The following is a 22,238-nucleotide window of genomic DNA, read 5'->3' as shown; positions in this document are numbered from 1 at the left end:
GGGGAGGGTTTGTGGGGCCGCTCGCCAAATATCCTTGCGCCGGGCGCCTTTTGTGTGGAAGCGCGGCCCGGCAGCGTTTTGCACCAATGACGAACCGGATTGTCCGCGCCGTGACAAATTGTTGCTACAGCAGCGATCCGGTCCCTTCGGCCGCCAGCGCGGTTGACCCCCGTCCGGGCGCCGCCTATCCCTCAGCCATGGAAATCCATGTGCTGACGCTATCATGACCGCCCCGTCGATCATCCTCGTCGAAGACGATCCGCCGCTGCGCACCCTGACGGCGCGCGCGCTTCAGGAACATGGCTATCAGGTGCGTCCCGCATCGTCCGGGCCGGAAATGTGGGTGGCATTCGATGCCGGCCCCGTCGATCTGGTCGTGCTGGACGTGATGTTGCCGGGCACCAACGGCATCGACCTGTGCCGCCAGATCCGGCGCAAGAGCGACGTCCCCATCATCTTCATCAGCGCCAAGGGCAGCGAAACCGACCGTATCGTGGGCCTTGAACTGGGCGCGGACGATTATCTGCCCAAGCCGTTCGGCACGCGCGAACTGATCGCCCGCATCCGCGCGATCCTGCGCCGCGTGGGCGTGGAGCGCGGGCCGGACGAGCATCGCGAAAGCGAAGCCCATTTCGATGGCTGGAGCGTCAATTTTCCCCGTCGCGAATTGCGGTCGCCCACCGGCGCGATCGTGGAACTGACCGGCGCGGAGTTCGACCTTCTCGGCTCATTCCTCAGCCATCCGCAACGCGTCATCGCGCGCGAACGGCTGATCGAACTGTCGCGCACCCGCATGGGCGACAGCAGCGACCGCAGCATCGACGTCCTTGTCAGCCGCCTGCGCCGCAAGCTGTCGACCGAAGATAAGGGCGCGCCGATCACCACCGTGCGCGGCGTCGGCTATATGTTCAACGCAGAGGTCAGCCGCGCTTGAAACGGCATTTCCGGGGATCGCTGGGGCTGCTGGGGCGGCTGTTCGCGATCCTTCTGGTCACGGTCGTCCTCGAATTTGCCGTCGGTACGCTCATTTACGAGCGGACCAGCCAGTTGTCGTTGCAGGATGACGAAGCGCGCCGTCTGGCCGAACATCTGGTCATCGCCCGCAAGCTGCTGGCCGAACAGCCCAGCGTCGAACGGCCATCGCTCAGCCTGCAACTGACCACCGACCGGTACGACGTCCACTGGTCGCCCGCCGCGCCGCCGCCGCCGCCGCTGTCCCCGGAACTGGACCGGATGCGGCAGCAGATCGTGACATGGGAACCATCCCTTGAAAAATCGGGCCTGTGGTTGCGCCTGACGCCGGGTCGCCATTCCGAAATCAATGGCGGGGTGCGGTTGCACGACGGCAGCTGGCTCTATTTCGGCATGCATCATAGCGGTGGGAAATGGGCGTTCACCATCGGACGCATGGGGTTGGCGCTGATCCCCGTACTCGCGCTGTTGCTGGCGGGGCTGCTGCTGATCCGCCGGACGCTGGCGCCGCTGCGCGACCTGACCCATGCCACGCACAAGATCGGCCATGGGTCCGAAGTCATCGTGCCGGAAGCGGGGACCAGCGATGTCCGCAACCTCATCACCGCGTTCAATGCGATGCAGGCGCGCATCCACCGCCTGATCAACGAGCGGACGGAAACGCTGGCGGCGGTCGGCCATGACCTGCGCACGCCGCTGGCACGGCTCCAGCTGCGGCTGGAAATGGTGAAAGACCCCGAAGTCCAGCAGGCCATGGGGGGCGATCTGGAGGAAATGGGGGAGATGCTCGAATCCCTCCTCGCCTTTTTCGGGGGAGAGCGCGATCCCGAACCGCCGGTGCGCACCGACGTCGCGGTCAGCATCGCGACGGTGGTCGATGCCTTTCAGGACCATGGCCAAGACGTCAGCTATGAAGGGCCGGATCATCTGGAAATGGAGGTCCGCAGCCTGTCGCTGCGTCGGGCGGTACGCAATCTCATTGAAAATGCGCTCCATTATGGGGAGCGCGCCCGCGTATCGCTGGAACGCAAGGGCCATGAAGTGCTAATCCGCATCGACGATGACGGTCCGGGCATCCCGCGTGAGCGGCTGGCGGAGGTCATGCGCCCCTTTTCGCGGCTGGACGATGCGCGCCAGCGCAATACGCGCGGGCTGGGGCTGGGGCTGGCGATCGTGCAGAAGGCGATGCAGGCCGAAGGCGGCCACTTGACGCTGGCGAACCGGCCGGAGGGCGGATTACGCGCCGAAATCTGCCTCCATCTGCCGCGGGTGGCGCGGCGCAGCTAAAAGAGAAACTGTCCGTCCCCAAGCAAAACTCGTTTATTGCGCGCCGTTCAATCCGGCTAGAGCATTTTGAAGTCATCTGGAACAGATGACGGCTGGCAAAATGCGGCAAACAAAAGACTTTTAGGACATGATCCGATTCAAGCCCATCGGATTAAGCTGAAAGTCCGTGCCGACAGGCGCATGAAGGCGGATGGAATGGACGACGGACAGCATGTTGAAGGGCCGGAAGATGGCGGCCGGATCGAGGGTTACTGGAATCTGGACCAGCTGGTCGCGGACCTGAGCGCGGCGCGCGGGCGCTGGCGGCAGGCACAGCAGCATCATGCCGAATATGGCGCGGAAGGATTTCCGTCGCGCGCGAACTTGAAGAAGATCATGGAATCGCTGTGCGGCGCGCTGTTCCCGCTGCGGCTTGGCCCCAGTTTCGTGCGGCTGCATAACGAAGATGCCTATGTCGCGGAAACATTGCAGACGGTTTTGAGCCGCCTGTACGGGCAGATCAGACTGGAGCTGATCTATGCGATGAAGGATCAGCCAGTCGCGGCGGTGGACGGGCAGGCGGCGCGCATCATCGCAGGCTTCGCCGACAGCCTGCCTGCGTTGCGGCTGTTGCTGGATACCGATGTCGATGCGGCCTTTTTGGGCGATCCGGCGGCGCGCAGCGTGGACGAGGTGCTGATCTGCTACCCATCCATGCTGGCGATCATCCATCATCGGCTGGCGCATCGGCTTTACGATCTGGGCGCACCGCTGGTGGCGCGGATCATTTCGGAAATCGCCCATGGCAAGACCGGGATCGACATCCATCCCGGCGCGCGGATCGGCCAGTCCTTCTTCATCGATCATGGCACCGGCGTGGTGATCGGCGAAACCGCGATCGTGGGGGACCGGGTGCGCCTGTATCAGGGCGTGACACTGGGCGCGCGCAGTTTCCCGGCAGATGAGAAGGGCGCGCTGGAAAAGGCGTTGCCCCGCCATCCGATCATCGAGGATGACGTCGTCATCTATGCCGGGGCGACGATATTGGGGCGCATCATCGTGGGCAGCCGGTCGGTCATCGGCGGCAATGTCTGGCTAACCGACAGCGTACCCGCCGACAGCCATGTGCGGCAGGCCAAGGCCCATTATGAAGTCACCAGCCGCGTGGAAGTATCCGCCCCGCACCGCGTGCACGCGCTGATCGAGGAAGCGACCGACGGGATCGGAGAGAATATCTAGGGCAGATATGTTCGGTTTCCCGCCATCCCTCCCGCTGGCGGGAAGGGCAGCGAGACTTGCGCACGCAGCGCTTTAGTCGCAGCGGAATGGGCTTTCGCGACGTCCAGCCCACCCCCTGACCCCCTCCCGTAAACGGGAGGGGAACATGCCCGACCTTGGTCGAATTGCGCCGGAACGGAATGTTTCCGCCATGTGGCGCAAGGATAATCTGGATTAAATCATTGATGCTAAAATGAATTCGAGTTTGCATCGAGCAAGGTGAATGACGGTCACGTTCTTTCGATATGTTATCAACGCAAAATTCAGACAACTGTCCAGATCGCTGTTTCAGTGTCGCAACGCTGCCCTTGCCCTTGCCGCGTGAGCGTCCCGATGCCGCATCGCACCGGGACGCCCGCCATTGATGCAGCCTTTACTTCCCGGCGCAGCTGTCGCCTTCGCCCGCGATCAGGTCGAGGCAACGGCCATCGATCTGATCCTTGGGCACGGGCAGGCCGATCAGCGCGGCGAGGCTGGGCAGGATGTCCACCGTTTCCACGCCCAGCGGCTGTTCGAAATGCTGCATCCCCTTGCGCCAGAAGAGGATCGGCACGCGGCGATCCGTATCCCAGGGCGAACCATGGGTGGCCACCGCGCCCATCACCGCCTGTTCCGGGATCGACATCACGCGCGGTTTCAGCAGCAGCAGCAGATCGCCCGACCGTTCGGCATCGAAACTGGCGCGTGCTTCCTGAAGCAGGCTCCAGCTTTCGGGCGGGCCGGAGGGGGAGGGGGTGGCGGCGATTTCCGCCTTGCTAAAGACGACCTGCACCTGCGGATGGGCGCGCAGCAGCCTGAGCGTTTCGGCCTCCACCTTTGCGCGCTGGGCGGCGGTCAGCCCCTTGTCGAAATAGAGGTCGCCCGCCGGGCCGTCACCCCAGATGACCTTCTTGCCGGTAAGGCCGACCTTGTCCGCAACAGCCTTTGACAAGGCCTTGGGCGTCAGCGCCATGTCGACGCGCTGTTCCATCGGCATGGCGTTCAGCTGGTGCCGTTCGGGCAGGTCGTGGCCGCCATGGTCGGCGGTCAGCACGACGACATAGTCGATGCCGTCCTTGTCCAGACGATCGAAGAAAGCGCCCAGTTCGCGGTCGAGCCGGTCGACCTGAATGCAGCTTTCGGTGCCTTCCGTGCCATAGGTGTGGCCGACATAGTCGGTTGCCGACAGGCCGATGGAGATGATGTCGGTTTGTGCCTGCTTGCCCAGCTGCATCGATTCGATGGCGGCGGCGGCAAAGGCCAGCGTCATCGCATCCTGTTCGGGCGAAATGCGGAACCCCTTATAATCGCCTGCTTCGCGCGCGAAGCGGCCGGTGCCCACGGTGCGGTTGCCCGCCTTGACCGCGAAATCCTTCGACACGCACTGGGCGGGGAGTTCGAAGCCGGGATTGGGCTGGGCCAGACGCTGGGCCATGACAGCGTTCACCTTTGCCACCAGCGGCGGGGTGGCGACGCCCTTGTAGCTGACATAACCCTGCGGTCCGCCCAGCCACCAGGCCTGATCGGCGGTCGGCCCGCCCATCATGATGGCGGCGCGATCCTTGCCCGCGACGGACACCACGCGAGTGGCGGGGTTGGCAATCTTCATCCGGCCGCCCAGAGTCGGCACCTTCAGATGAAGGGGGGATGCTTCATATTTGTCGCTGTTGGTGCCGGGCTGATTTTCATCTTCCGCGCAGTAGATCGACTTGTCTTCGCGCTTGGCGTTAAGGTCGAACCAGTTGTTGGCGATGATGCCGGTGCGCGACGGGCGGCTGCCGGTCAGGATGGTGGAATGGCCGGGGCAGGTTTCGGTCGCCGCATGGCTTTGATAGCCGCGCGGGAAGACCGCGCCTTGACTCGTCAGACGTTGCAGCCCGCCGGTATAATATTGGCGGTATTCGCTGAACAGATCGGCGGAAAACTGGTCGACGCTGATCGCCACGATCAGTTTGGGCGGGGTGGTCGGCGCGGCGGTTGCAGCGGGGGCGGGCGTAGGCGCCTGCGCCAAGGACGGCGCAACGGGAACCAGCGCGGAGGCGAGCAACAGGGCGGCGGCACAACGTTTCAACATATTCTATGACCTTCTCATGCCTTGACGGCGGAATAGGAGCGACCTAGCCCCCTTGCATTCACGCGACCAGAGGCCCGATGCGGATTTTTCAAGTCATATTGATGACGTTTGCCCTGCTGGCGGGGCTGTCCATCGCCCATAGTCCCGATGCGCAGGCGCAGGGGGCCTTTGGTGGCGGGCCTGCGCATATCGCGTCCGCGCTGGAGGCGGAAAGCGCCGCGCCGAAGCCGGGCGAGGGCACGACCATCGCATTGGCCATGGCGCCCGCAGCGGGATGGCATGGATATTGGCTCAATCCGGGAGATGCCGGGTTGGGCATGACCGTTGACTGGACCCTGCCCAAGGGCGTCAGCATCGGCGCGCTACGCTATCCCGTGCCCGAAACGCTGTTGATTTCCGGCCTGATGAACCATGTCTATGAAGGCCCCTATGCGGTGCTGGCGGACCTGAAGATCGCCGCCGATGTCGCGCCGGGCACGAAGTTGCCGATCCGCGCGAAGGCGCAATGGCTGGCCTGCACCGACAAGGTATGCGTGCCCGAAAGCGGGGAACTGGTGCTGAAACTGGTCGCGGGCGATGGCATGGTCGCTCCCGCCGCGCGCGGGCGGTTCGACGGGTGGCGCACCCACCTGCCCCGGCCGCTGGGGTCGGAGGCGACCTATGCGATCGGGGATGGCAAGCTGCGCCTGTCGGTGCCTTTCCCGGCGAGCGCGCAGGCGGCCGATATACATCTGTTCCCGCTGGCCGAAGGGCTGGCCCGCTATGCTGCGCCGCAGACGGTGTCGCGGCAGGGCGACCGGCTGCTGATCGAAACGGATGCGGGCGAAGGCGGCAAGGGCGGCACAGTGCAGGCGGTGTTGCGCACGGGCGATCATGTCGGTTTCCTGCTGACCGCGAAGCCGGGTGAGGTCGCTGGCGGCGCAGGGGGCGGCCAGTGGGGCGCGATCCTTGCTGCGCTGGGCGGCGCGCTGCTGGGCGGGCTGATCCTGAACATCATGCCGTGCGTGTTCCCGATACTGGGCCTCAAGGCGATGAGCCTGGCCAGGGCGGGCGGGGATGAACGCACGGTGCGGCGCGAAGCGATCGCCTATACGCTGGGCGTCGTCGCGACATGCGTGGCGCTGGGCGGGCTGTTGCTGGCATTGCGGGCGGCGGGTGGCGCGGTCGGATGGGCATTTCAGTTGCAGGACCCCCGGATCATATTGGCGCTGCTGCTGCTGGTGACGGCGATCGCCTTCAATCTGGCGGGGCTGTTCGAATTGCGCGCCTATGGTGGGGGCGACAGGCTGGCGGGGCAGGGGGGCATGGCCGGTTCCTTCTGGACCGGCGCGCTGGTCGCCTTCGTCGCGACGCCGTGCACCGGGCCGTTCATGGCGGCGGCAATGGGAGCGGCGTTATTATTGCCGCTGCCCGCCGCGCTGGCGGTGTTCGCGGGGTTGGGGTTGGGGCTGGCGCTGCCGTTCCTGCTGCTGGCCTATATTCCCGCGCTGCGACGGCGGTTGCCCCGGCCCGGCGACTGGATGGGCCGGGTGCAGCGGATATTGGCGATCCCGATGTTCCTGACCGCGCTGGGCCTTGCCTGGCTGCTGGGGCAACAGCGGGGCGTGTCGGGCATGACCATCGGGTTGCTGGCGGCGTTGCTGCTGACGCTGATGCTGTGGTGGCTGGGCGGACGACAGCGCGATGGGAAGGGCGGCGCGTTGGCGGTCGCCGTCGTCGCGGTCGCTTTGCTGGCGGGGGCAAGCCATGTTTTGCCCCGTAGCGCGCCAACGGCCGAGTCCAGTGATGCGCATATGGCGTTCGATGCCGGGAAGCTGGCCGAGCTGCGCGCGGCGGGCAAGCCGGTCTTCCTCTATTTCACCGCCGACTGGTGCCTGACCTGCAAGGCGAACGAGGCCGCCGCCATCGACCGCGCCGAAACCCGCGCGGCATTCGACAAGGCGGGCGCGACCGTCATGGTCGGCGACTGGACCAATGCCGATCCGGCGATTACCCGCTTCCTGGAAAGTCAGGGGCGGTCGGGCGTGCCGCTTTACCTGTGGTACGCACCGGGGAAGGAGGCGCAGACATTGCCGCAATTGCTGACCCCCGCAACGCTGACCGGACTGGTGCGCTGATGGCGAAAATACGCGCCGATCAGCTGCTGGTGGACAGCGGCCTTGCCGAAAGCCGGGCGCGGGCGCAGGCGCTCATATTGGCGGGTCTCGTCTATCTGGGCGACAAAAAGGTCGAAAAGGCCGGGCAGCAGGTGCCCGAAGGCACGGAGCTGGACGTGCGCGGGCGCGACCATCCATGGGTATCGCGCGGCGGCATCAAATTGGCCCATGCCATCGATGAATTTGCCATCGACGTGACCGGTTTCGTGGCCATCGACGTGGGATCGTCCACCGGTGGCTTTACCGACGTGTTGCTGACCCATGGCGCGGCGAAGGTCTATGCGGTCGACAGCGGCACGAACCAGCTGGCGTGGAAATTGCGGTCCGACGACCGGGTGGTGGTGCATGAACAGACCAGCGCCCGCATCCTGACCGACGCGCATATTCCCGAACCGGTCGACATCATCGTGTGCGACGCCAGTTTCATATCGCTGGCCAAGGTGCTGGAAAATCCGATCGGCTTTGCCAGGCCCGGCGCGCATATGGTGGCCCTCATCAAGCCGCAGTTCGAGGCGCGGCGCGAGGAAGTGGGAAAAAATGGCGTGGTGCGCGATCCCGCCGTCCATGATCGCGTATGTGTGCAGGTGCAGGACTGGGCCGTGGCACAGGGCTGGACTGTCGCAGGCCTGACGCAAAGTCCGATTACGGGGCCGCAGGGGAATGTCGAATTTCTTCTCTATGCCCGACTTGGCGGATAATGGGCGGCCGTTCGTTTTCCGCACCCGACACATACTGATACATAAAGCGACAAACCTGACCATTGTGTCGCCCTGAAAGGCCCGATAGCCCTCCGCCATGCGCCCGTTCCTGCCTGTCATTATCACCGCCCTTTGTCTCGCCGGTTGTAGCGGCGAAAAGAAGGAGAAGCCGCGCGCCGTCCCACTGGTGGAGGCGCAGCCGCTGGCCGCCGCCGCATTCACGGACAATGTCGAAGCGGTCGGCACCGCGTTGGCGAATGAACAGGTCGTGCTGTCCGCGCCGGTGACGGAGCGGATCGAACGGCTGAACTTCGCCGATGGCGGTTATGTAGCGAAGGGGCAGGTTATCGCCCGGCTGGCCATCGGTCAGGAACAGGCCGAACTGGCGGCGGCAGAGGCGACCGCGCTTCAGGCGGGACAGCAGCTGGAACGCGTGCAGTCGCTCAAGAATCGGGGCTTTGCGACCGGCGTGATGCTGGAACAGCAGACGGCGCTCGCCAACAGCGCCCGCGCCAATGCGCAGCTGGCCCGCGCCTCCATCGGCGACCGCGTGATCCGCGCGCCCTTCGCCGGCTGGGTCAGCCTGCGCACCGTATCGCCCGGCGCCATCGTGACGGCGGGCACGCCCATCGCGACAGTCAGCGACATCAGTCGGATCAAGCTGGACTTTTCCGTGCCCGAAACGCGGCTGTCGATGATCCGTGAAGGCATGCCGATCAAGGCGGTGGCCGCCGCATGGCCGGACCGGCCGTTCAACGGCACCATTGCGACCATCGATCCCGTCATCGATCCCGTCACCCGTGCCGTGCGGGTGCGCGCCATCCTGCCCAATCCGGACAAGGCGCTGAAACCCGGCATGCTGCTGACCGTCAGCGTGCTGGCGCGGCAGCGGCAGTCGCTGTCGGTGCCCGAACTCGCCGTGGTGGGCGATGGCGACGAACGTTTCGTGTTCCTGCTGGAAGATCGCACCGCCAAGCGGGTGAAGGTGGATACCGGCATCCGTCAGGGCGGCCGGGTCGAGATATTGGGCGGCGTGCAGGCGGGCCAGATGGTCGTGACCGAAGGCGTCGTGAAGCTGACCGATGGCGTCACGGTGCGATTGCCCGGTGACAAGCCCAAGGACGGCAAGGGCGAGGGCAAGAGCAAGTCCGGCAAGGCCGCAGGCTGATGCAGCTTTCCGACCTTTCCGTCCGCCGCCCGGTTTTTGCCGCGGTCATTGCGGTATTGATGTGCATCGTGGGCATCGTCGGCTGGATGAGCCTTTCGGTGCGCGAATATCCCGACACCGATCCGCCGATCGTGTCGGTCGAAACCAGCTATACCGGCGCGGCGGCTTCGGTCGTGGAAAGCCGCATCACCCAGTTGATCGAGGATGCGGTCGCGGGTGTGCAGGGCATTCAGACGATCACGTCGACGTCGCAGGACGGCACGTCCAACATCAATATCGAATTCGACCCTTCCCGCGACATCGATACCGCCGCCAATGACGTGCGCGACCGTGTGGGATCGGTGGTGGAGGATCTGCCCGAAGATGCGCTGGCGCCGGAAATCCGCAAGGTGGATTCGGATGCGCGCGCTATCCTGTTCCTGGCCTTTTCGCGGCCCGGCTGGTCGCCGATCCAGATCAGCGACTATCTGGACCGTAATGTCGCCGACCGTTTCGCCGCCATCGACGGTGTCGCCCGCGTCAACATCGGCGGCGAGGCGCGCCCGTCGACGCGCATCTGGTTCAACGCGGAAAAGCTGGCCGCGTTCGGCCTGACCCCGGCCGATGTCGAAGCGGCGCTGCGCAGCCAGAATGTCGAATTGCCCGCAGGCCGTTTCGAATCGCAGGATCAGAACCAGACGCTGCGCGTCGAACGCCCCTTCGCCACGCCCGAACAGTTCGCGCAGCTGGTCGTGGGCCGCGGCGCCGATGGTTATCAGGTCAAGCTGGGCGACGTCGCCCGGATCGAGGAAGGGGCGGAAAACCCCTATAGCAGTTTCCGGTCCAACCAAGGCACGGCGATCGGCATCGGCATCATCCGCCAGTCGGGCGCGAACACGCTGGAAGTCGCGCAGAAGGCCAAGGCGCTGATCGAGGAATTGAAGCCCACCCTGCCCAAGGGCATGCGCGTCGCCATCGGCACCGACGAAAGCCTGTTCATCGAACGGGCCATCGAAAATGTCTATGACACGCTGGCCGAAGCGGCGCTGCTCGTCATCCTCGTCATCTTCCTGTTCCTGGGGTCGGTGCGCGCCACCATCATCCCGGCGGTGACGGTGCCCATCTGTCTGCTGGCCACCTGTGCCGTCATGTGGTTGCTGGGCCTGTCGATCAACCTGCTGACGCTGCTCGCCTTCGTGCTTGCCATCGGTCTGGTCGTGGACGACGCCATCGTCGTGCTGGAAAATGTCTATCACCGGGTCGAACAGGGGGACGATCCGTTGGTCGCCGCCTATCTCGGCACGCGGCAGGTGGGCTTTGCGATCATTTCCACGACGCTGGTCGTGTGCGCCGTGTTCGTGCCGGTCATGTTCCTGGCCGGGCAGACGGGCCTGCTGTTCCGCGAACTCGCCATCGCGATGATCGCGGCCATCGCCTTTTCGGGCTTCATCTCGCTCAGTCTGGCGCCGATGATGTGTTCCAAACTGCTCAAAAGCGCCGAACGCGGGCGTCTGGCGCGCTGGGTGGACGACCGGTTCCAGCGGCTGGAAAATGGCTATGCCCGCTGGCTGGACGGGGCGCTGCGCAAGCCGTTGTTCCCGATGCTGGGCGTGGTGCTGTTTCTGGGCGTCGCCTTCTTCCTGTTTACGCGCCTGCCGACCGAACTGGCCCCGGCCGAAGATACCGGCGTGGTCGAAGCGAACGTGACCGCGCCCGAAGGCACCGGTTTCGTGCGCATGATGGCCTATATGAAGAAGATCGAGGACGATCTCGCCTTCCTGCGCAAGGATGGGACGCTTCAGAATCTGGTCATCCGCACGCCGTCGGGCTTTGGATCGACCGACGATTATAATGGCGGCAACGTCATCGCATTCCTGCGCCCATGGGAAGACCGCACCATCACCACGGCGGAGGTCGCGACCATCGTCAACAGGGTGATCGCCGACCAGACCGGCGTGCGCGGCAACGCGGCGCCCCGGTCGGGGCTGGGGCGTGGGCGCGGCCTGCCGGTCAATATCGTGCTGGCGGGATCGACCTATGAAGGGCTGGTCGCCGCGCGCGACCGGATCATGGCGGCGGCGGCGGCCTATCCCGGCCTGATCAACGTCGACAGCGATTATAAGGAAACCAAGCCGCAGATGCGGATCGAGGCGAACCTGGCCCGTGCTGGCGATCTGGGCGTGTCGGTCAACGATGTCAGTCAGGCGTTGCAGAGCCTGCTGGGTTCGCGGCGCGTGGGCACCTATGTCGACCGGGGCGAGGAATATCGCGTGCTGGTGCAGGCGGAAGAGGATGGTCGCCGCACCGTCGCCGATCTGGAGCGCATCAACGTGCGGTCGCGCACCGGCGCGCTGGTGCCGCTGTCGGCGCTGGTCACCGTGCGCGAAGTCGCCGGGCCGCGCCAGCTGAACCGGTATAACAAATTGCGTGCGATTACGCTGACCGCCGCGCTGGCGCCGGGGACGTCGCTGGGCGAGGCGCTGACATTCCTGGAGGATCAGGCACGGCAATCGCCCGAAGTGCTGGCAATCGGATATCGCGGGGAAAGCCAGTCGCTGCGCGAAACCGGCGGATCGATCTGGCTGGTGTTCGGTCTCACCATCCTGCTCGTCTATCTGCTGCTCGCCGCGCAGTTCGAAAGCTTCATCCATCCCGGCGTGATCATCGCCACCGTGCCGCTGGCCGTGGCGGGCGGGGCGCTGGGCCTTGCCATCATGGGCGGGTCGATCAACCTGTACAGCCAGATCGGCATCGTCATGCTGGTGGGGCTGGCCGCCAAGAACGGCATCCTGATCGTCGAGTTCGCCAACCAGCTACGCGACGAGGGGATGGAGGTTGCGCAGGCCATTCGCGAAGCCGCGAAACGCCGCCTGCGCCCGATCCTGATGACGTCCATCGCGACCGTCATCGGCGCGGTGCCGCTGGTCATTCGCGGCGGCGCGGGGGCGGCGGCGCGCCATTCCATCGGCACGGTCGTGGTGTTCGGCGTCAGCATGGCGACGCTGATTACATTGTTCCTGATCCCGATATTCTATTCCCGCGTTGCCAAGCGCACGGTTTCTCCGCAAACCGTCAGTCGAAAGCTGGATTCGGCGCTCAAGGATTCGCCGGAACCCGCCGAATAACAGGCTTTTCTGGAGCTGCGTTGCCGATGAACGAGATTGCGTCACCCGGTCAGTTGCGTCTTGCCTATCTACGCTGGGCGCTGGTGACGGTGCCCGCGATCGTCTTTCTGGGCTTCATGTCCGGCCGCCTTGCCAATAGCGGTTATGGCAATCGCTGGTTCGATGCGCTGGAAAAGCCCGCATTCATGCCGCCGGGCGCGGCTTTCCCGGTGGCATGGAGCATCCTTTATGTCCTGATGGGGCTGGCGCTGGCCATCGTGCTGCATGCGCGCGGGGCGAGCGGCCGGGGCGGGGCGATCGCCCTGTTTCTGGTGCAGCTGCTGCTGAACCTGTTGTGGTCGCCGCTCTTCTTTCGCGCGCATCAGGTGGACAGCGCACTGGCGCTGATCCTGATCCTGACGGTGCTGGTCGCGGCGACCATCGCGCTGTTCTGGCGGATCCGGCGGCTGGCGGGCGTGCTGCTGCTGCCCTATCTGGCATGGCTGGCCTTTGCATCTTTCCTCAATTATGAGATTGGCCGGTTGAACCCCGATGCGGCGACCCTTGTCGCCCCGGCGCTCAAGGCCCAATTAAGATAGACGGGCGCGCCCACCGCGCGCCGATTAAAGGACAAGTGCAATGCAGAGCGAAAACCGCTTCTTCGACGATCTGGCCAAGCTGGTGAACGGCGCCGCGGGCACCGTGGCGGGCATGACGCGCGAGTTCGAATCCAACGCGCGCGAACGGGCGAAGGAATGGATCGGCGGCATGGAATTCGTGTCGCGTGAGGAATTTGATGCGGTCAAGGCCGTCGCCGCCGCCGCGCGCGAAGAGGTGGAACTGCTCAAAGCCCGGCTCGACGCGCTGGAAGGCAAGGCTGGAGAACCGGCGGCCAAGGGCGTGGAGGCTACCAAATCCAAGGGCAAGGACGGCGCGGCCGGGGACGTCGACTGATCGCTTCTGTCTTTTCACCGCGCGCGGTGATAAGGCGCGCCGATGATGGATAGCGACGAATTTGAAGCAGGCGGCGGGGAAGCCGCACCGATCGACAGGCTGGCCGCCTATTTCGAGGCGCATGGCTGGAGCTATGAGCAGGCCGGCGAGGATGAAATCGTCGGCAATACGCAGGGTAGCTGGGCGCAATATGAGCTGCGCGGCATCTGGCGCGACGAGGATCAGGTGCTGCAACTGCTGGCGTTGCCCGACATTCGCGTGTCGGAGGAAAAGCGCAGCGTCATCTACGAAACGCTGGGCCTGATCAACGAACAGCTGTGGCTGGGCCATTTCGAGCTGTGGTCGTCCAGCGGCATCATCCTGTTCCGCCATGGCGCCTTGCTGGGCGCGGGGGGCACGCTGACGCTGGAGCAGGCGCAGTTGCTGGTGGAAACGGCGATCGATGAATGCGAACGCTTCTATCCGGTGTTCCAGTTCGTGCTGTGGGGCGGCAAATCGCCGGCCGAGGCGATTTCCGCCAGCCTGATCGAAACGCGCGGCGAAGCCTGATCCCATGGCGCAAAGCTGGCCGGATCATCTGTTTCTTGTAGGCTGTGGCAATATGGCGGGGCAGATGCTGTCCCGCTGGCTGGATTGCGGCATCGACCCCGCCCGCGTCACCGTGTTGCGGCCGAGCGGCAAGGCGGTGGCCGATGGCGTGGCGGTGGTGACGGACTATCCCGCCGCGCTACCCGCCGGGACGACGGTGCTGCTGGGCATGAAACCCTATCAGATCGATGATGTGGCCGCCGGACTGGCGCCGCTGTGCGATGCGGACACGCGGATCATCTCCATATTGGCGGGGACGACGCTGGCGCAGTTGCGCGGGCATTTTCCGACCGCTGCGGACATTGTGCGCGCGATGCCGAACCTGCCCGTGGGTTTGGGAGAAGGCGTGACGGCGCTGTTCACCGATGATGCGACCGGGGCGTTCGGGCGCGACGGGGTGGAGGCGCTGATCCAGCCGCTGGGCCTGGCCGAATGGATGGCTGATGAGGCGCTGTTCAATCAGGTGACGGCCCTGTCGGGATGTGGCCCCGCTTTCCTGTTCCGCTTCATCGATGCGCTGGCGCGGGCGGGGGAAGCGATTGGCATTCCCGCCGATCAGGCCGCGCGCATGGCGCTGGCGACGGTGCAGGGATCGGCGAACATGGCGGCGCGCGCCAGCGACAGCGCGGCGATACTGGCCGACCGCGTCGCCAGCCCCGGCGGCATGACGCGGCAGGGGCTGAACGTGCTGGACGCCGACGACAGGCTGCTCATGCTGTTGACCGATACGCTGGCCGCCGCGCGCGACCGGGGCGAGGCAATGGCGCGCGGGGAATAAGGCGGTTGCGGCAAGGAGCCGATTATCTTTCATTTGACCCGTGATGCGAGCCGCCGGCAGTTTCAGCCACCTTCGCAAGGCCCTCATCGTCTCTTGATTTTTCGTACTTTGCGGGCGGACGGCTGTTCCAGCCGCGGTGAGAATGCTCTAAGGCGCGCGAAAATCGTCCCTGGAGTCGCCCCATGCTGTCGCCCGAAACCCCGATCCTGCTGCTGACCACCGGCGGGACCATCGACAAAATCTATTTCGATGCACTGTCCGATTATCAGGTCGGCGAAACGGTGATGGCCAAGCTGCTGGAGGTCGCGCGGGTGAAGCGCCCGTTCCGCATCGAGGAAGTCACGCGCAAGGACAGTCTGGAACTGGATGACAATGATCGCGCGCTGATCGCCGCGCGGGTGGCGGCGGCGCGGGAACGGCATATCGTCATCACCCATGGCACCGACACGATGACCGATACGGCCAAGGCGCTGGCGGAGATCGAGGGCAAGACCATCGTGCTGGTCGGTGCGCTGGCGCCGGCGCGTTTCGGCGAAAGCGATGCGAGCTTCAACCTTGGCATGGCATTCGCCACTGCACAGGTGGCCGAACCCGGCGTCTATATCACCATGAGCGGATCGGTATTCCGCGCGGACAAGGTGGTGAAGGACCGCGCGAAGGGCGCTTTCGTTCCAACGCAGGACTGACTCCCGGCGCGTGATCCGGCGGCATTGGATTGGATCATACGCTTGCCTTTTATTTTCGGCATTCCGAAGTCTGGAACCTCCCCTGCTGCCCTGCATTAAAACGGGCGGGTGGCTTGTAGAGGAGGATGAAATATGGCCGAAGAACGCTATGAGGAACGACCGGTAGCGCATACCACCGTGATCGAACGGCGTAGCGGTGGTGGCGGAACGACCGTCGCCATATTGCTGCTGGTCGTGGTCGTCGCGATTGCTGCTTTCTTCCTGATCAGCAGCCAGACGAATAAGGATGATGCCGTGTCGCACGCGGCTTCGCAGGTCGGTCAGGCCGCCAGCGATGTGGGCGATGCTGCAAAGGATGCAGCCGGATCGGTCGGCAAGGAATAGACGGGCAGGACGGCTGACGGACCGACAGACGGCCCGTCAGCCGGTTGCATATCAGACCATGATCCTGTCCAGCGCGGCGCAGAACGCCTTCATGTCGGCCATGGAACCGACGGTGACGCGCGACATGGTGGGCCATGGCGTCCAGTGGCGGCCGATGCCCACGCCGGCCGCCAGAAACTGATCCTGCACCCCCTTGGCCGGTTTGCCCCAATCCACCATGAACATATTGGCGTCCGACGGGATGAACTTCACCCCGCGCTTCGTCAGATGGGCGAAGGTGAAGTCGCGCGCGGCGATCATTTCCGCGCGACGCTGTTCGATCAGCGCCGTCTGCGTCAGCGCCACGGTGCCGCACACGACGGAGGGCAGGGGCAGGTTGGTGGACATGCGCTTGCCGTCGTAACGCATCATCTGGTCATGCAGCTTGGGCGAAGCGATGGTGGCGCCAAGGCGCATGCCCGCCATCCCGAACAATTTGGAGAAGGTGCGCAGGACGACGACATCGTCACGCCTGGCGGCCAGATAGGCGGCCGATTTACCGTGCGAGAAGTGGAGATAGGCTTCGTCCACCAGCACCACCGAATCGGCAGGCTTGTTGGCGACCAGCCATTCGATGTCCTCGATCGGGGTCAGCGTGCCGGTGGGGTTGTTGGGCGAACAGACATAATAAAGCCCGGCATTGGGATCGGCCGCCAGCATCGCCTTTACGTCGTGGCGATAATCGGCGGTCAGCGGTACTTTCGTCACCTTGGCGCCCGCCCATTCGGCCGTGCCCCATGGCTGTTCATAGCTGACGTCCGCCGTCACCAGCCCCTTTTGCGGGGAGCAGAAGGCGACGACGATGCGCGAGAGCGGATCGCTGGAGCCGGGCCAGGGCAGGACATGGTCCGTGGGCACGCCTTCGATGGTGGCCAGCGTCTTCTTGAAATCGGTGACTTCGGTGCCGGGGTGGTAGAAATTGCTGTTGCCCACGATCTTTGCCGCAGCAGCCTGCGCCACCGGGAAGGGGCCGGTCCAGCATTCGTTGGAACCGATGCGGACCTTGGGGAAATTGCCTTCTTCCGGGCCGTCATTGCGCTGCGCCCAGACCGGGGTGCCCGCGGACGCGGCGGCGACGCCAGCGCCCAGCACGCCCAATATGCGGGCGGCCTGCCGACGGGAATAGCCGCGCTGTATCAGATCCCGACGGGCTTCGCTCTGGTCCTGCATCATGTCCATATCCCCTGTTGCCGAACGACAAATTCCTCATGGGGATGAACGGACGAACGCGGGATTCCCGCCAGAAAGAAAGGGGCGCCCCGATGGGACGCCCCTTCCATGATCCGGTATGCCGTTGTCGGCTCAACCGAAAAAAGTGTCTCTGCTTTGCGCAGGTGGCTGCGTTCAGCCTTCGACCTTCGCATATTTGGGTGCGGCTTCGTTGAGGATCGACAGGATCTTCTTGAGCGCGGTCGGTTCGTCCGTTTCTTCCATCGCGGCGAGTTCGCGGGCGAGGCGGCTGGACGCGGCTTCGAAGATCTGGCGTTCGGAATAGCTCTGTTCGGGCTGATCGTCGGCACGGAACAGGTCGCGGGTCACTTCGGCGATCGACACCAGGTCGCCCGAATTGATCTTCGCTTCATATTCCTGGGCGCGGCGCGACCACATGGTGCGCTTGACCTTGGGCTTGCCCTTCAACGTTTCCATCGATTCTTCGAGGGTCTTGTTGGACGACAGCTTGCGCATGCCCACGCCTTCAGCCTTGTTGGTCGGCACGCGGAGCGTCATGCGCTCCTTTTCGAAACGGAGCACGTACAGCTCAAGTTCGATGCCCGCGATCTGCTCTTTTTGCAGTTCGATGACGCGACCGACGCCATGCTTGGGGTAAACGACATAATCACCAACGTCAAAGGACAGCGCTTTGGCAGCCATTTGATACCTTTCCAATTCAACCGGGGAACGGGCCGTCGCGGGGCAGATGCGCGTGATGCATATGCCGGGAGGTCCACGGCGCCACCGTCAAGACATGAAGCTTATTCTCCAGGGCCGGGCAGGGGGATGTCCGGCCGTTGCATCGCCATTTAGCAGATTCGTAACAAAATTACCACCCCCGGACACAATGTCTGGGGGTGGGACCTGAAACAGGACCGACATGGTGACACAAAACGGGACGTCCGACGCCCCGTCAGCGCATGTCGATCAGCTGCCTTCGCCGGGATTGGGCGAGAAGAATTTTTCCAGCTTGTTTTCGACGCCGCTCATTTCATCGGCGTCGGCGGGTGCTTCGCCCTTCACCGTGATATTGGGCCATTCGGCGGAATATTTGGTGTTGAGTTCCAGCCAGCTCTCCAAGCCATTTTCGGTATCCGGCAGGATCGCTTCGGCCGGGCATTCGGGTTCGCAAACGCCGCAGTCGATGCATTCATTGGGATTGATGACCAGCATATTTTCGCCTTCGTAGAAACAATCCACGGGGCAGACCTCTACGCAATCCATATATTTGCAGCGGATGCAGTTGTCGGTCACGACATAGGTCATTGTCTGGGCACTCTTTGGGCTGAGAAAAACGCGGCCCTGCTATGCCCGGCGACGCCCAAGGTCAATGAGGATATTGTTGCCGGGGCTTTAGGGACGGTTTTGCGGCAGTGCAGCCCGAAGTTTAAACCGTCGCAGGCAAGCACGGCTGTTGGACGGTAACAGGCTTAACTTCACATATTTCCCGCTGAATGCGACATTTTGGAATGAAAGTCGGTAATTTTGTTACGTGCCTTGCGCTGTTGGGAGGGATGGCACCGGGATAGCAGGTTGCGGGGGCGTAGGACAGATTTTGGGGGCAGGCGGCGGACGGTCAGCTGTCCCCATCAAGATGCCACCCTTCGCTGGCATGACGTATAGAGGCCGCCATCTGCGGTTCGGGCCATCAGCCGCCGACCGTCAGTTCCTCATAACAGGTCTGCGCTTCGGGCGCGGGGCCGCGACGGTCGGGGAGGGCGATTACGCGCACCACCCGCGCGCCGCTGGGATGCGGAAAGGTGATGAGGTCGCCCGGCCGCACCGGCGCATGGGCGCGGTCGATGCGGCGGCCGTTGAGGCGGATATGGCCGTCCTCCGCCAGCTTCTGTGCGGTCGAGCGGCTTTTGGACAGCCGCGCGAACCACAGAAATTTGTCGATGCGCAGCGTCGGCCCATGGCCGATGCCGGTCACCGGATCAGCCATTGCGACCCAGAAGATCGGCCAGGCCGGCAAAGGCGTTGTTCACCGGTGCGGGCGTACTGCCAGCCGATGCCGGACGGGGTTCGCGGTTGCCGCGATTGCCCCGGTCATTGCCACCCCTGTCGCCGCCATTACCGCCGCGATTATCGTCGCGCCGATTGCCGCCAGGGCGACCGCCACGGGCGGGCTGGCCGTCCTGACCACGGGCATTTTGCGGGCGGCCATTTTGCGGACGATCATTGCGCGGCTTTTGCCGGCCCTTGAACGCCCAGTTGGCGCCGGTTGGCACGGGAGCCTGCGCCTCTGCCGTCGTTTCGGCGGTTTCGGCGGGGGCGTCGGTCGCCTCCGTCGCGGTTTCCGCGCCTTCGGCCGGGGTTTCGGCAGCAGGAGCCACGGCGGGCGGCGTTACCGGGCGGAACCCGGCAAGGCGCATCAGTTGCAGGAAGGAGGCTTCGCTGAGGCCCAGCGACACGATCTGCGGGCTGAGCGCGGTGAAGGCTTCGTTCTTCGCAATGGCTTCATGTGCGGCGCGGGCCATGCGTTCAGCCATGTCGATGCGCAGCATCTGGTCGCCAAAGCCACGGAAGCCCGCGATGCGCGCGCCCATCTGTTCGAACTTCTCACCCGCCGGGATCAGCGTGAGGCCAGCGCCCGGCAGCGGCAGGCAGGGTTTTGCGATGCGCGCGGCCAGCAACGCCGAACGCCAGCGCGCCGCGCCGGGTTTCAGCAAACCGGGGTGATAAATGTCGAGCACGCCAATATCGATGCCCGCCTTGCGCAGCAGATGGCGCTGATCCTTGTCCAGATGGCCCAGCGCCGAATCGAGTTCGGTGCGCGCGATGACGCCGCCGGCATCGCCCAGCTGGGCGAAGACGGCGCGCACGACGGCGGGCACTTGCGCGTCGGACGCGCTCTCGTTCATCTTGACGAGGGGGAGGAGATGCTTCTGCTTCTGCGCCTCCACCCAGGCGGCGAGGCGGGTCACGACCTGCTTCTGCACATCCTGACCCAGCGTCAAAAGCGCGCGATCCAGCCGAATTTCGGGGGACAGCAGGCCTGATCCGGCCAGCAGCGACGCCACCGGCGTTTCGCCCCAGGCGATGCCCGGCGCCTGTCCCGCTTCGTCCATGAGCGCGAAATCCGTATCCGCCGCGCCCACCAGTTCTTCAGCCTTCACTCTTAATACCTTTCCAAGGCGCCGTTCAGCGGCAGCCAGCAACATCTTTCTGTCCTGATGTCGCGTAGCGGGATCGACCGAGAATCGGAAGCCGTCAAGTTTTCCGATCGTTTCGCCATCGACACAGACGCTCCCGTCCGGCTCCACCGTGACGGGAAGGTTGCTGGCATTTTGCCCCATGTCGCGCAATAATACCGATGTCCGGCGGTCCACGAAACGTTGAGTAAGCGCCGCATGAAGCGCGTCCGACAATTTTTCTTCCAATGCCCGCGTCCGTTCCGCCATTTCGGCGGGATGGGCCAGCCAGTCGGGGCGATGGGCGATATAGGACCATGTGCGCGCCGCCGCGATGCGGCCGGACAGGGTGTCGATGTCCCCCTGCACCGAATCGAGGCGGGTAAGGTTCTGGGCGAACCAGTCACGGGGGATATGTCCCGTCCCTTCGGACAGGAAACGCCAGATGCGTGCCACCGTGCGGGCATGATGTTCCGCACCCAGCTTCTGAAAATCGGGCAGGCCGCAGGCGGCCCAGAGCCGTTCCACCTGTCGCTTGCCCTTTGTGCGTTCGATGACTTCGGGGTCTTGCGCCATGCGACGCAGCACGGCGAGGTCGACGGATTCGGGTGCGGCGCGCAGTTCGGGGCGTTGCGGCTTCTGCTCCAGATCGGTCAGCAGATGGTCCAGCCGGTCGGTGCGCGGCGTGCCGTTGCGCCAGAACAGCTGTTCGATGGGCGGGAAGCGGTGCGCCTCGATCGCCTCGATTTCTTCAGGCGTGAAGGCGGCGTCGCCGTCCTCCCCGCCCAGACTGCCGAAAGTGCCGTCCTTGTGATGGCGACCCGCGCGTCCGGCGATCTGCGCCATTTCGCTGACGGTCAGGCGGCGGCTGCGGCGGCCGTCGAACTTGCGCAGCGAAGCGAAGGCGACATGGGCGACGTCGAGGTTGAGGCCCATGCCGATGGCGTCGGTGGCGACCAGATAGTCGACCTCGCCATTCAGGAACATCTGGACCTGACTGTTGCGGGTGCGGGGGGAAAGCGCGCCCATCACCACCGCCGCGCCGCCGCGGAAACGGCGCAGCATTTCGGCGACGGCATAGACTTCTTCGGCCGAGAAGGCGACGATGGCGGAGCGTTTGGGCAGGCGGGAGAGCTTTTTCGCGCCTGCATAGGACAGGGTGGAGAAGCGCGGGCGGCCGATGATTTCGACGTCGGGCACCAGCGCCTTCACGATGCGGCTGATGCTGGCGGAGCCGAGGATCATCGTTACTTCGCGGCCCCGCGCGCGCAACATCCGGTCGGTGCAGCTGTGGCCGCGTTCCGGGTCCGCGCCCAGTTGCGCCTCATCCAGCGCGACGAAGGCGAAATCGTCCTTGATGCCCGTCTCACGCCCTCCATTGATCATTTGTGCTGCTCCGGCCTGCCGGCCTACGCCGATGGGCATGGATTCGGCGGTGCAGAGGAAATAGCGCGCGCCCGGCGGCACGATCTTTTCCTCGCCGGTGATGAGCGCGACCTGTTGCGGTCCCTTGATCGCGACCACCCGGTCATAGACTTCGCGGGCCAGCAGGCGCAGCGGAAAGCCCATCATGCCGCTCGAATGGCCGCACATCCGCTCTACGGCCAGATGCGTCTTGCCGGTGTTGGTCGGGCCAAGAACAGCGGTGATGGAGGAACGGGCGAACTGGGCCATGATGCCTGCTATGTCGGGCAGGACCGGGCGCGGGGCAAGGGGTTTCCGCGATCCGGGCGAATTGCGATGCCCCATCGGAGCGGCGGCACGGTTCGTCGCAGCGATTTGCGTCACG

At 64.6% G+C, this 22,238-nt stretch carries 19 protein-coding genes; 13 read left to right on the top strand and 6 right to left on the bottom strand.

The genetic code is table 11. The features are described from left to right. Positions 1–223 precede the first annotated feature (223 nt). The 3 genes from ACOJSJ_RS03600 (at position 224) to epsC (ending at position 3,477) form a co-directional block, all read left to right on the top strand. Complete coding sequence (locus ACOJSJ_RS03600; protein WP_184266862.1) at positions 224–934, top strand: response regulator; 711 nt, start codon at positions 224–226, stop codon at positions 932–934. Beyond that, a complete protein-coding gene (locus ACOJSJ_RS03595; RefSeq protein WP_420143612.1) occupies positions 931–2,259 on the top strand; it encodes an ATP-binding protein in 1,329 nt (442 codons plus the stop codon). Before ACOJSJ_RS03600 ends, ACOJSJ_RS03595 begins: the two co-directional genes overlap by 4 nt. 195 nt (positions 2,260–2,454) lie before the next feature. Continuing rightward, positions 2,455–3,477 (top strand): serine O-acetyltransferase EpsC, encoded by a 1,023-nt coding sequence (gene epsC, locus ACOJSJ_RS03590; protein WP_420143611.1) that lies wholly within the window; start codon positions 2,455–2,457, stop codon positions 3,475–3,477. Positions 3,478–3,889: 412 nt separating this feature from the next. Here the strand turns inward: epsC and ACOJSJ_RS03585 are convergent, their stop codons facing one another. Further along, on the bottom strand, positions 3,890–5,569 hold the full coding sequence (locus ACOJSJ_RS03585) for an alkaline phosphatase family protein (RefSeq protein WP_420143610.1): 1,680 nt from the start codon (positions 5,567–5,569) through the stop codon (positions 3,890–3,892). Positions 5,570–5,646: 77 nt separating this feature from the next. Here ACOJSJ_RS03585 and ACOJSJ_RS03580 point away from each other — a divergent pair, with 77 nt between their 5' ends. The 10 genes from ACOJSJ_RS03580 to ACOJSJ_RS03535 all read left to right on the top strand — a co-directional run bounded on the left by ACOJSJ_RS03580 (position 5,647) and on the right by ACOJSJ_RS03535 (position 16,064). Continuing rightward, entirely contained in the window at positions 5,647–7,686 is a 2,040-nt protein-coding gene (locus tag ACOJSJ_RS03580; protein ID WP_420143609.1) for a protein-disulfide reductase DsbD family protein, read from the top strand. After that, positions 7,686–8,423 (top strand): TlyA family RNA methyltransferase, encoded by a 738-nt coding sequence (locus ACOJSJ_RS03575; protein ID WP_420143608.1) that lies wholly within the window; start codon positions 7,686–7,688, stop codon positions 8,421–8,423. The genes ACOJSJ_RS03580 and ACOJSJ_RS03575 overlap by 1 nt, the downstream gene beginning before the upstream one ends. 97 nt (positions 8,424–8,520) lie before the next feature. After that, positions 8,521–9,591, top strand: coding sequence for an efflux RND transporter periplasmic adaptor subunit (locus ACOJSJ_RS03570; RefSeq protein WP_420143607.1), 1,071 nt, complete (start codon positions 8,521–8,523; stop codon positions 9,589–9,591). Further along, complete coding sequence (locus ACOJSJ_RS03565; protein WP_420143606.1) at positions 9,591–12,695, top strand: efflux RND transporter permease subunit; 3,105 nt, start codon at positions 9,591–9,593, stop codon at positions 12,693–12,695. The genes ACOJSJ_RS03570 and ACOJSJ_RS03565 overlap by 1 nt, the downstream gene beginning before the upstream one ends. Before the next feature lie 26 nt (positions 12,696–12,721). After that, on the top strand, positions 12,722–13,273 hold the full coding sequence (locus tag ACOJSJ_RS03560) for a TspO/MBR family protein (protein ID WP_420143605.1): 552 nt from the start codon (positions 12,722–12,724) through the stop codon (positions 13,271–13,273). Between the two features lie 40 nt (positions 13,274–13,313). Beyond that, a complete protein-coding gene (locus ACOJSJ_RS03555) occupies positions 13,314–13,628 on the top strand; it encodes an accessory factor UbiK family protein (RefSeq protein ID WP_420143604.1) in 315 nt (104 codons plus the stop codon). 42 nt (positions 13,629–13,670) lie between these two features. Further along, positions 13,671–14,177, top strand: coding sequence for a YbjN domain-containing protein (locus ACOJSJ_RS03550; RefSeq protein ID WP_420143603.1), 507 nt, complete (start codon positions 13,671–13,673; stop codon positions 14,175–14,177). 4 nt (positions 14,178–14,181) lie between these two features. Then, on the top strand, positions 14,182–14,994 hold the full coding sequence (locus ACOJSJ_RS03545) for a pyrroline-5-carboxylate reductase family protein (RefSeq protein ID WP_420143602.1): 813 nt from the start codon (positions 14,182–14,184) through the stop codon (positions 14,992–14,994). A 182-nt stretch (positions 14,995–15,176) separates the two neighbouring features. Then, positions 15,177–15,680 (top strand): asparaginase domain-containing protein, encoded by a 504-nt coding sequence (locus ACOJSJ_RS03540; RefSeq protein ID WP_420143601.1) that lies wholly within the window; start codon positions 15,177–15,179, stop codon positions 15,678–15,680. A gap of 132 nt (positions 15,681–15,812) precedes the next feature. Continuing rightward, positions 15,813–16,064 (top strand): hypothetical protein, encoded by a 252-nt coding sequence (locus tag ACOJSJ_RS03535; RefSeq protein WP_420143600.1) that lies wholly within the window; start codon positions 15,813–15,815, stop codon positions 16,062–16,064. A gap of 51 nt (positions 16,065–16,115) precedes the next feature. Here the strand turns inward: ACOJSJ_RS03535 and ACOJSJ_RS03530 are convergent, their stop codons facing one another. The 5 genes from ACOJSJ_RS03530 to ACOJSJ_RS03510 all read right to left on the bottom strand — a co-directional run bounded on the left by ACOJSJ_RS03530 (position 16,116) and on the right by ACOJSJ_RS03510 (position 22,123). Further along, the gene (locus ACOJSJ_RS03530) at positions 16,116–17,273 is read right to left on the bottom strand and encodes a pyridoxal phosphate-dependent aminotransferase (protein ID WP_420143622.1); all 1,158 of its coding nucleotides are present in this window, start codon (positions 17,271–17,273) and stop codon (positions 16,116–16,118) included. A 174-nt stretch (positions 17,274–17,447) separates the two neighbouring features. Then, positions 17,448–17,975 carry a CarD family transcriptional regulator gene (locus ACOJSJ_RS03525; RefSeq protein ID WP_420143599.1) on the bottom strand — a complete coding sequence of 176 codons (528 nt, stop codon included), beginning with the start codon at positions 17,973–17,975 and terminating at the stop codon, positions 17,448–17,450. Positions 17,976–18,242: 267 nt separating this feature from the next. After that, on the bottom strand, positions 18,243–18,581 hold the full coding sequence (gene fdxA / locus ACOJSJ_RS03520; RefSeq protein WP_420143598.1) for a ferredoxin FdxA: 339 nt from the start codon (positions 18,579–18,581) through the stop codon (positions 18,243–18,245). Between the two features lie 382 nt (positions 18,582–18,963). After that, positions 18,964–19,260: an RNA-binding S4 domain-containing protein gene (locus ACOJSJ_RS03515; RefSeq protein WP_420143597.1), complete on the bottom strand. Its 297-nt coding sequence runs from the start codon at positions 19,258–19,260 to the stop codon at positions 18,964–18,966. Next, entirely contained in the window at positions 19,253–22,123 is a 2,871-nt protein-coding gene (locus ACOJSJ_RS03510; RefSeq protein ID WP_420143621.1) for a helicase-related protein, read from the bottom strand. Before ACOJSJ_RS03510 ends, ACOJSJ_RS03515 begins: the two co-directional genes overlap by 8 nt. Positions 22,124–22,238: the final 115 nt, after the last annotated feature.

Source organism: Sphingobium sp. (assembly GCF_048594625.1).
Lineage (GTDB): Bacteria > Pseudomonadota > Alphaproteobacteria > Sphingomonadales > Sphingomonadaceae > Sphingobium.
This window is presented reverse-complemented; position numbering and strand designations above follow the sequence as displayed.

Bases quoted from the DNA above. Each gene is read 5' to 3' on its own strand.
- fdxA (WP_420143598.1), bottom strand. From the start codon at position 18,581: ATGACCTATGTCGTGACCGACAACTGCATCCGCTGCAAATATATGGAT.
- ACOJSJ_RS03510 (WP_420143621.1), bottom strand. From the start codon at position 22,123: ATGGCCCAGTTCGCCCGTTCCTCCATCACCGCTGTTCTTGGCCCGACC.
- ACOJSJ_RS03535 (WP_420143600.1), top strand. From the start codon at position 15,813: ATGGCCGAAGAACGCTATGAGGAACGACCGGTAGCGCATACCACCGTG.
- ACOJSJ_RS03565 (WP_420143606.1), top strand. From the start codon at position 9,591: ATGCAGCTTTCCGACCTTTCCGTCCGCCGCCCGGTTTTTGCCGCGGTC.
- epsC (WP_420143611.1), top strand. From the start codon at position 2,455: ATGGACGACGGACAGCATGTTGAAGGGCCGGAAGATGGCGGCCGGATC.
- ACOJSJ_RS03550 (WP_420143603.1), top strand. From the start codon at position 13,671: ATGATGGATAGCGACGAATTTGAAGCAGGCGGCGGGGAAGCCGCACCG.
- ACOJSJ_RS03525 (WP_420143599.1), bottom strand. From the start codon at position 17,975: ATGGCTGCCAAAGCGCTGTCCTTTGACGTTGGTGATTATGTCGTTTAC.
- ACOJSJ_RS03600 (WP_184266862.1), top strand. From the start codon at position 224: ATGACCGCCCCGTCGATCATCCTCGTCGAAGACGATCCGCCGCTGCGC.
- ACOJSJ_RS03585 (WP_420143610.1), bottom strand. From the start codon at position 5,569: ATGTTGAAACGTTGTGCCGCCGCCCTGTTGCTCGCCTCCGCGCTGGTT.
- ACOJSJ_RS03560 (WP_420143605.1), top strand. From the start codon at position 12,722: ATGAACGAGATTGCGTCACCCGGTCAGTTGCGTCTTGCCTATCTACGC.
- ACOJSJ_RS03580 (WP_420143609.1), top strand. From the start codon at position 5,647: ATGCGGATTTTTCAAGTCATATTGATGACGTTTGCCCTGCTGGCGGGG.
- ACOJSJ_RS03530 (WP_420143622.1), bottom strand. From the start codon at position 17,273: ATGCAGGACCAGAGCGAAGCCCGTCGGGATCTGATACAGCGCGGCTAT.
- ACOJSJ_RS03545 (WP_420143602.1), top strand. From the start codon at position 14,182: ATGGCGCAAAGCTGGCCGGATCATCTGTTTCTTGTAGGCTGTGGCAAT.
- ACOJSJ_RS03575 (WP_420143608.1), top strand. From the start codon at position 7,686: ATGGCGAAAATACGCGCCGATCAGCTGCTGGTGGACAGCGGCCTTGCC.
- ACOJSJ_RS03570 (WP_420143607.1), top strand. From the start codon at position 8,521: ATGCGCCCGTTCCTGCCTGTCATTATCACCGCCCTTTGTCTCGCCGGT.
- ACOJSJ_RS03540 (WP_420143601.1), top strand. From the start codon at position 15,177: ATGCTGTCGCCCGAAACCCCGATCCTGCTGCTGACCACCGGCGGGACC.
- ACOJSJ_RS03555 (WP_420143604.1), top strand. From the start codon at position 13,314: ATGCAGAGCGAAAACCGCTTCTTCGACGATCTGGCCAAGCTGGTGAAC.
- ACOJSJ_RS03515 (WP_420143597.1), bottom strand. From the start codon at position 19,260: ATGGCTGATCCGGTGACCGGCATCGGCCATGGGCCGACGCTGCGCATC.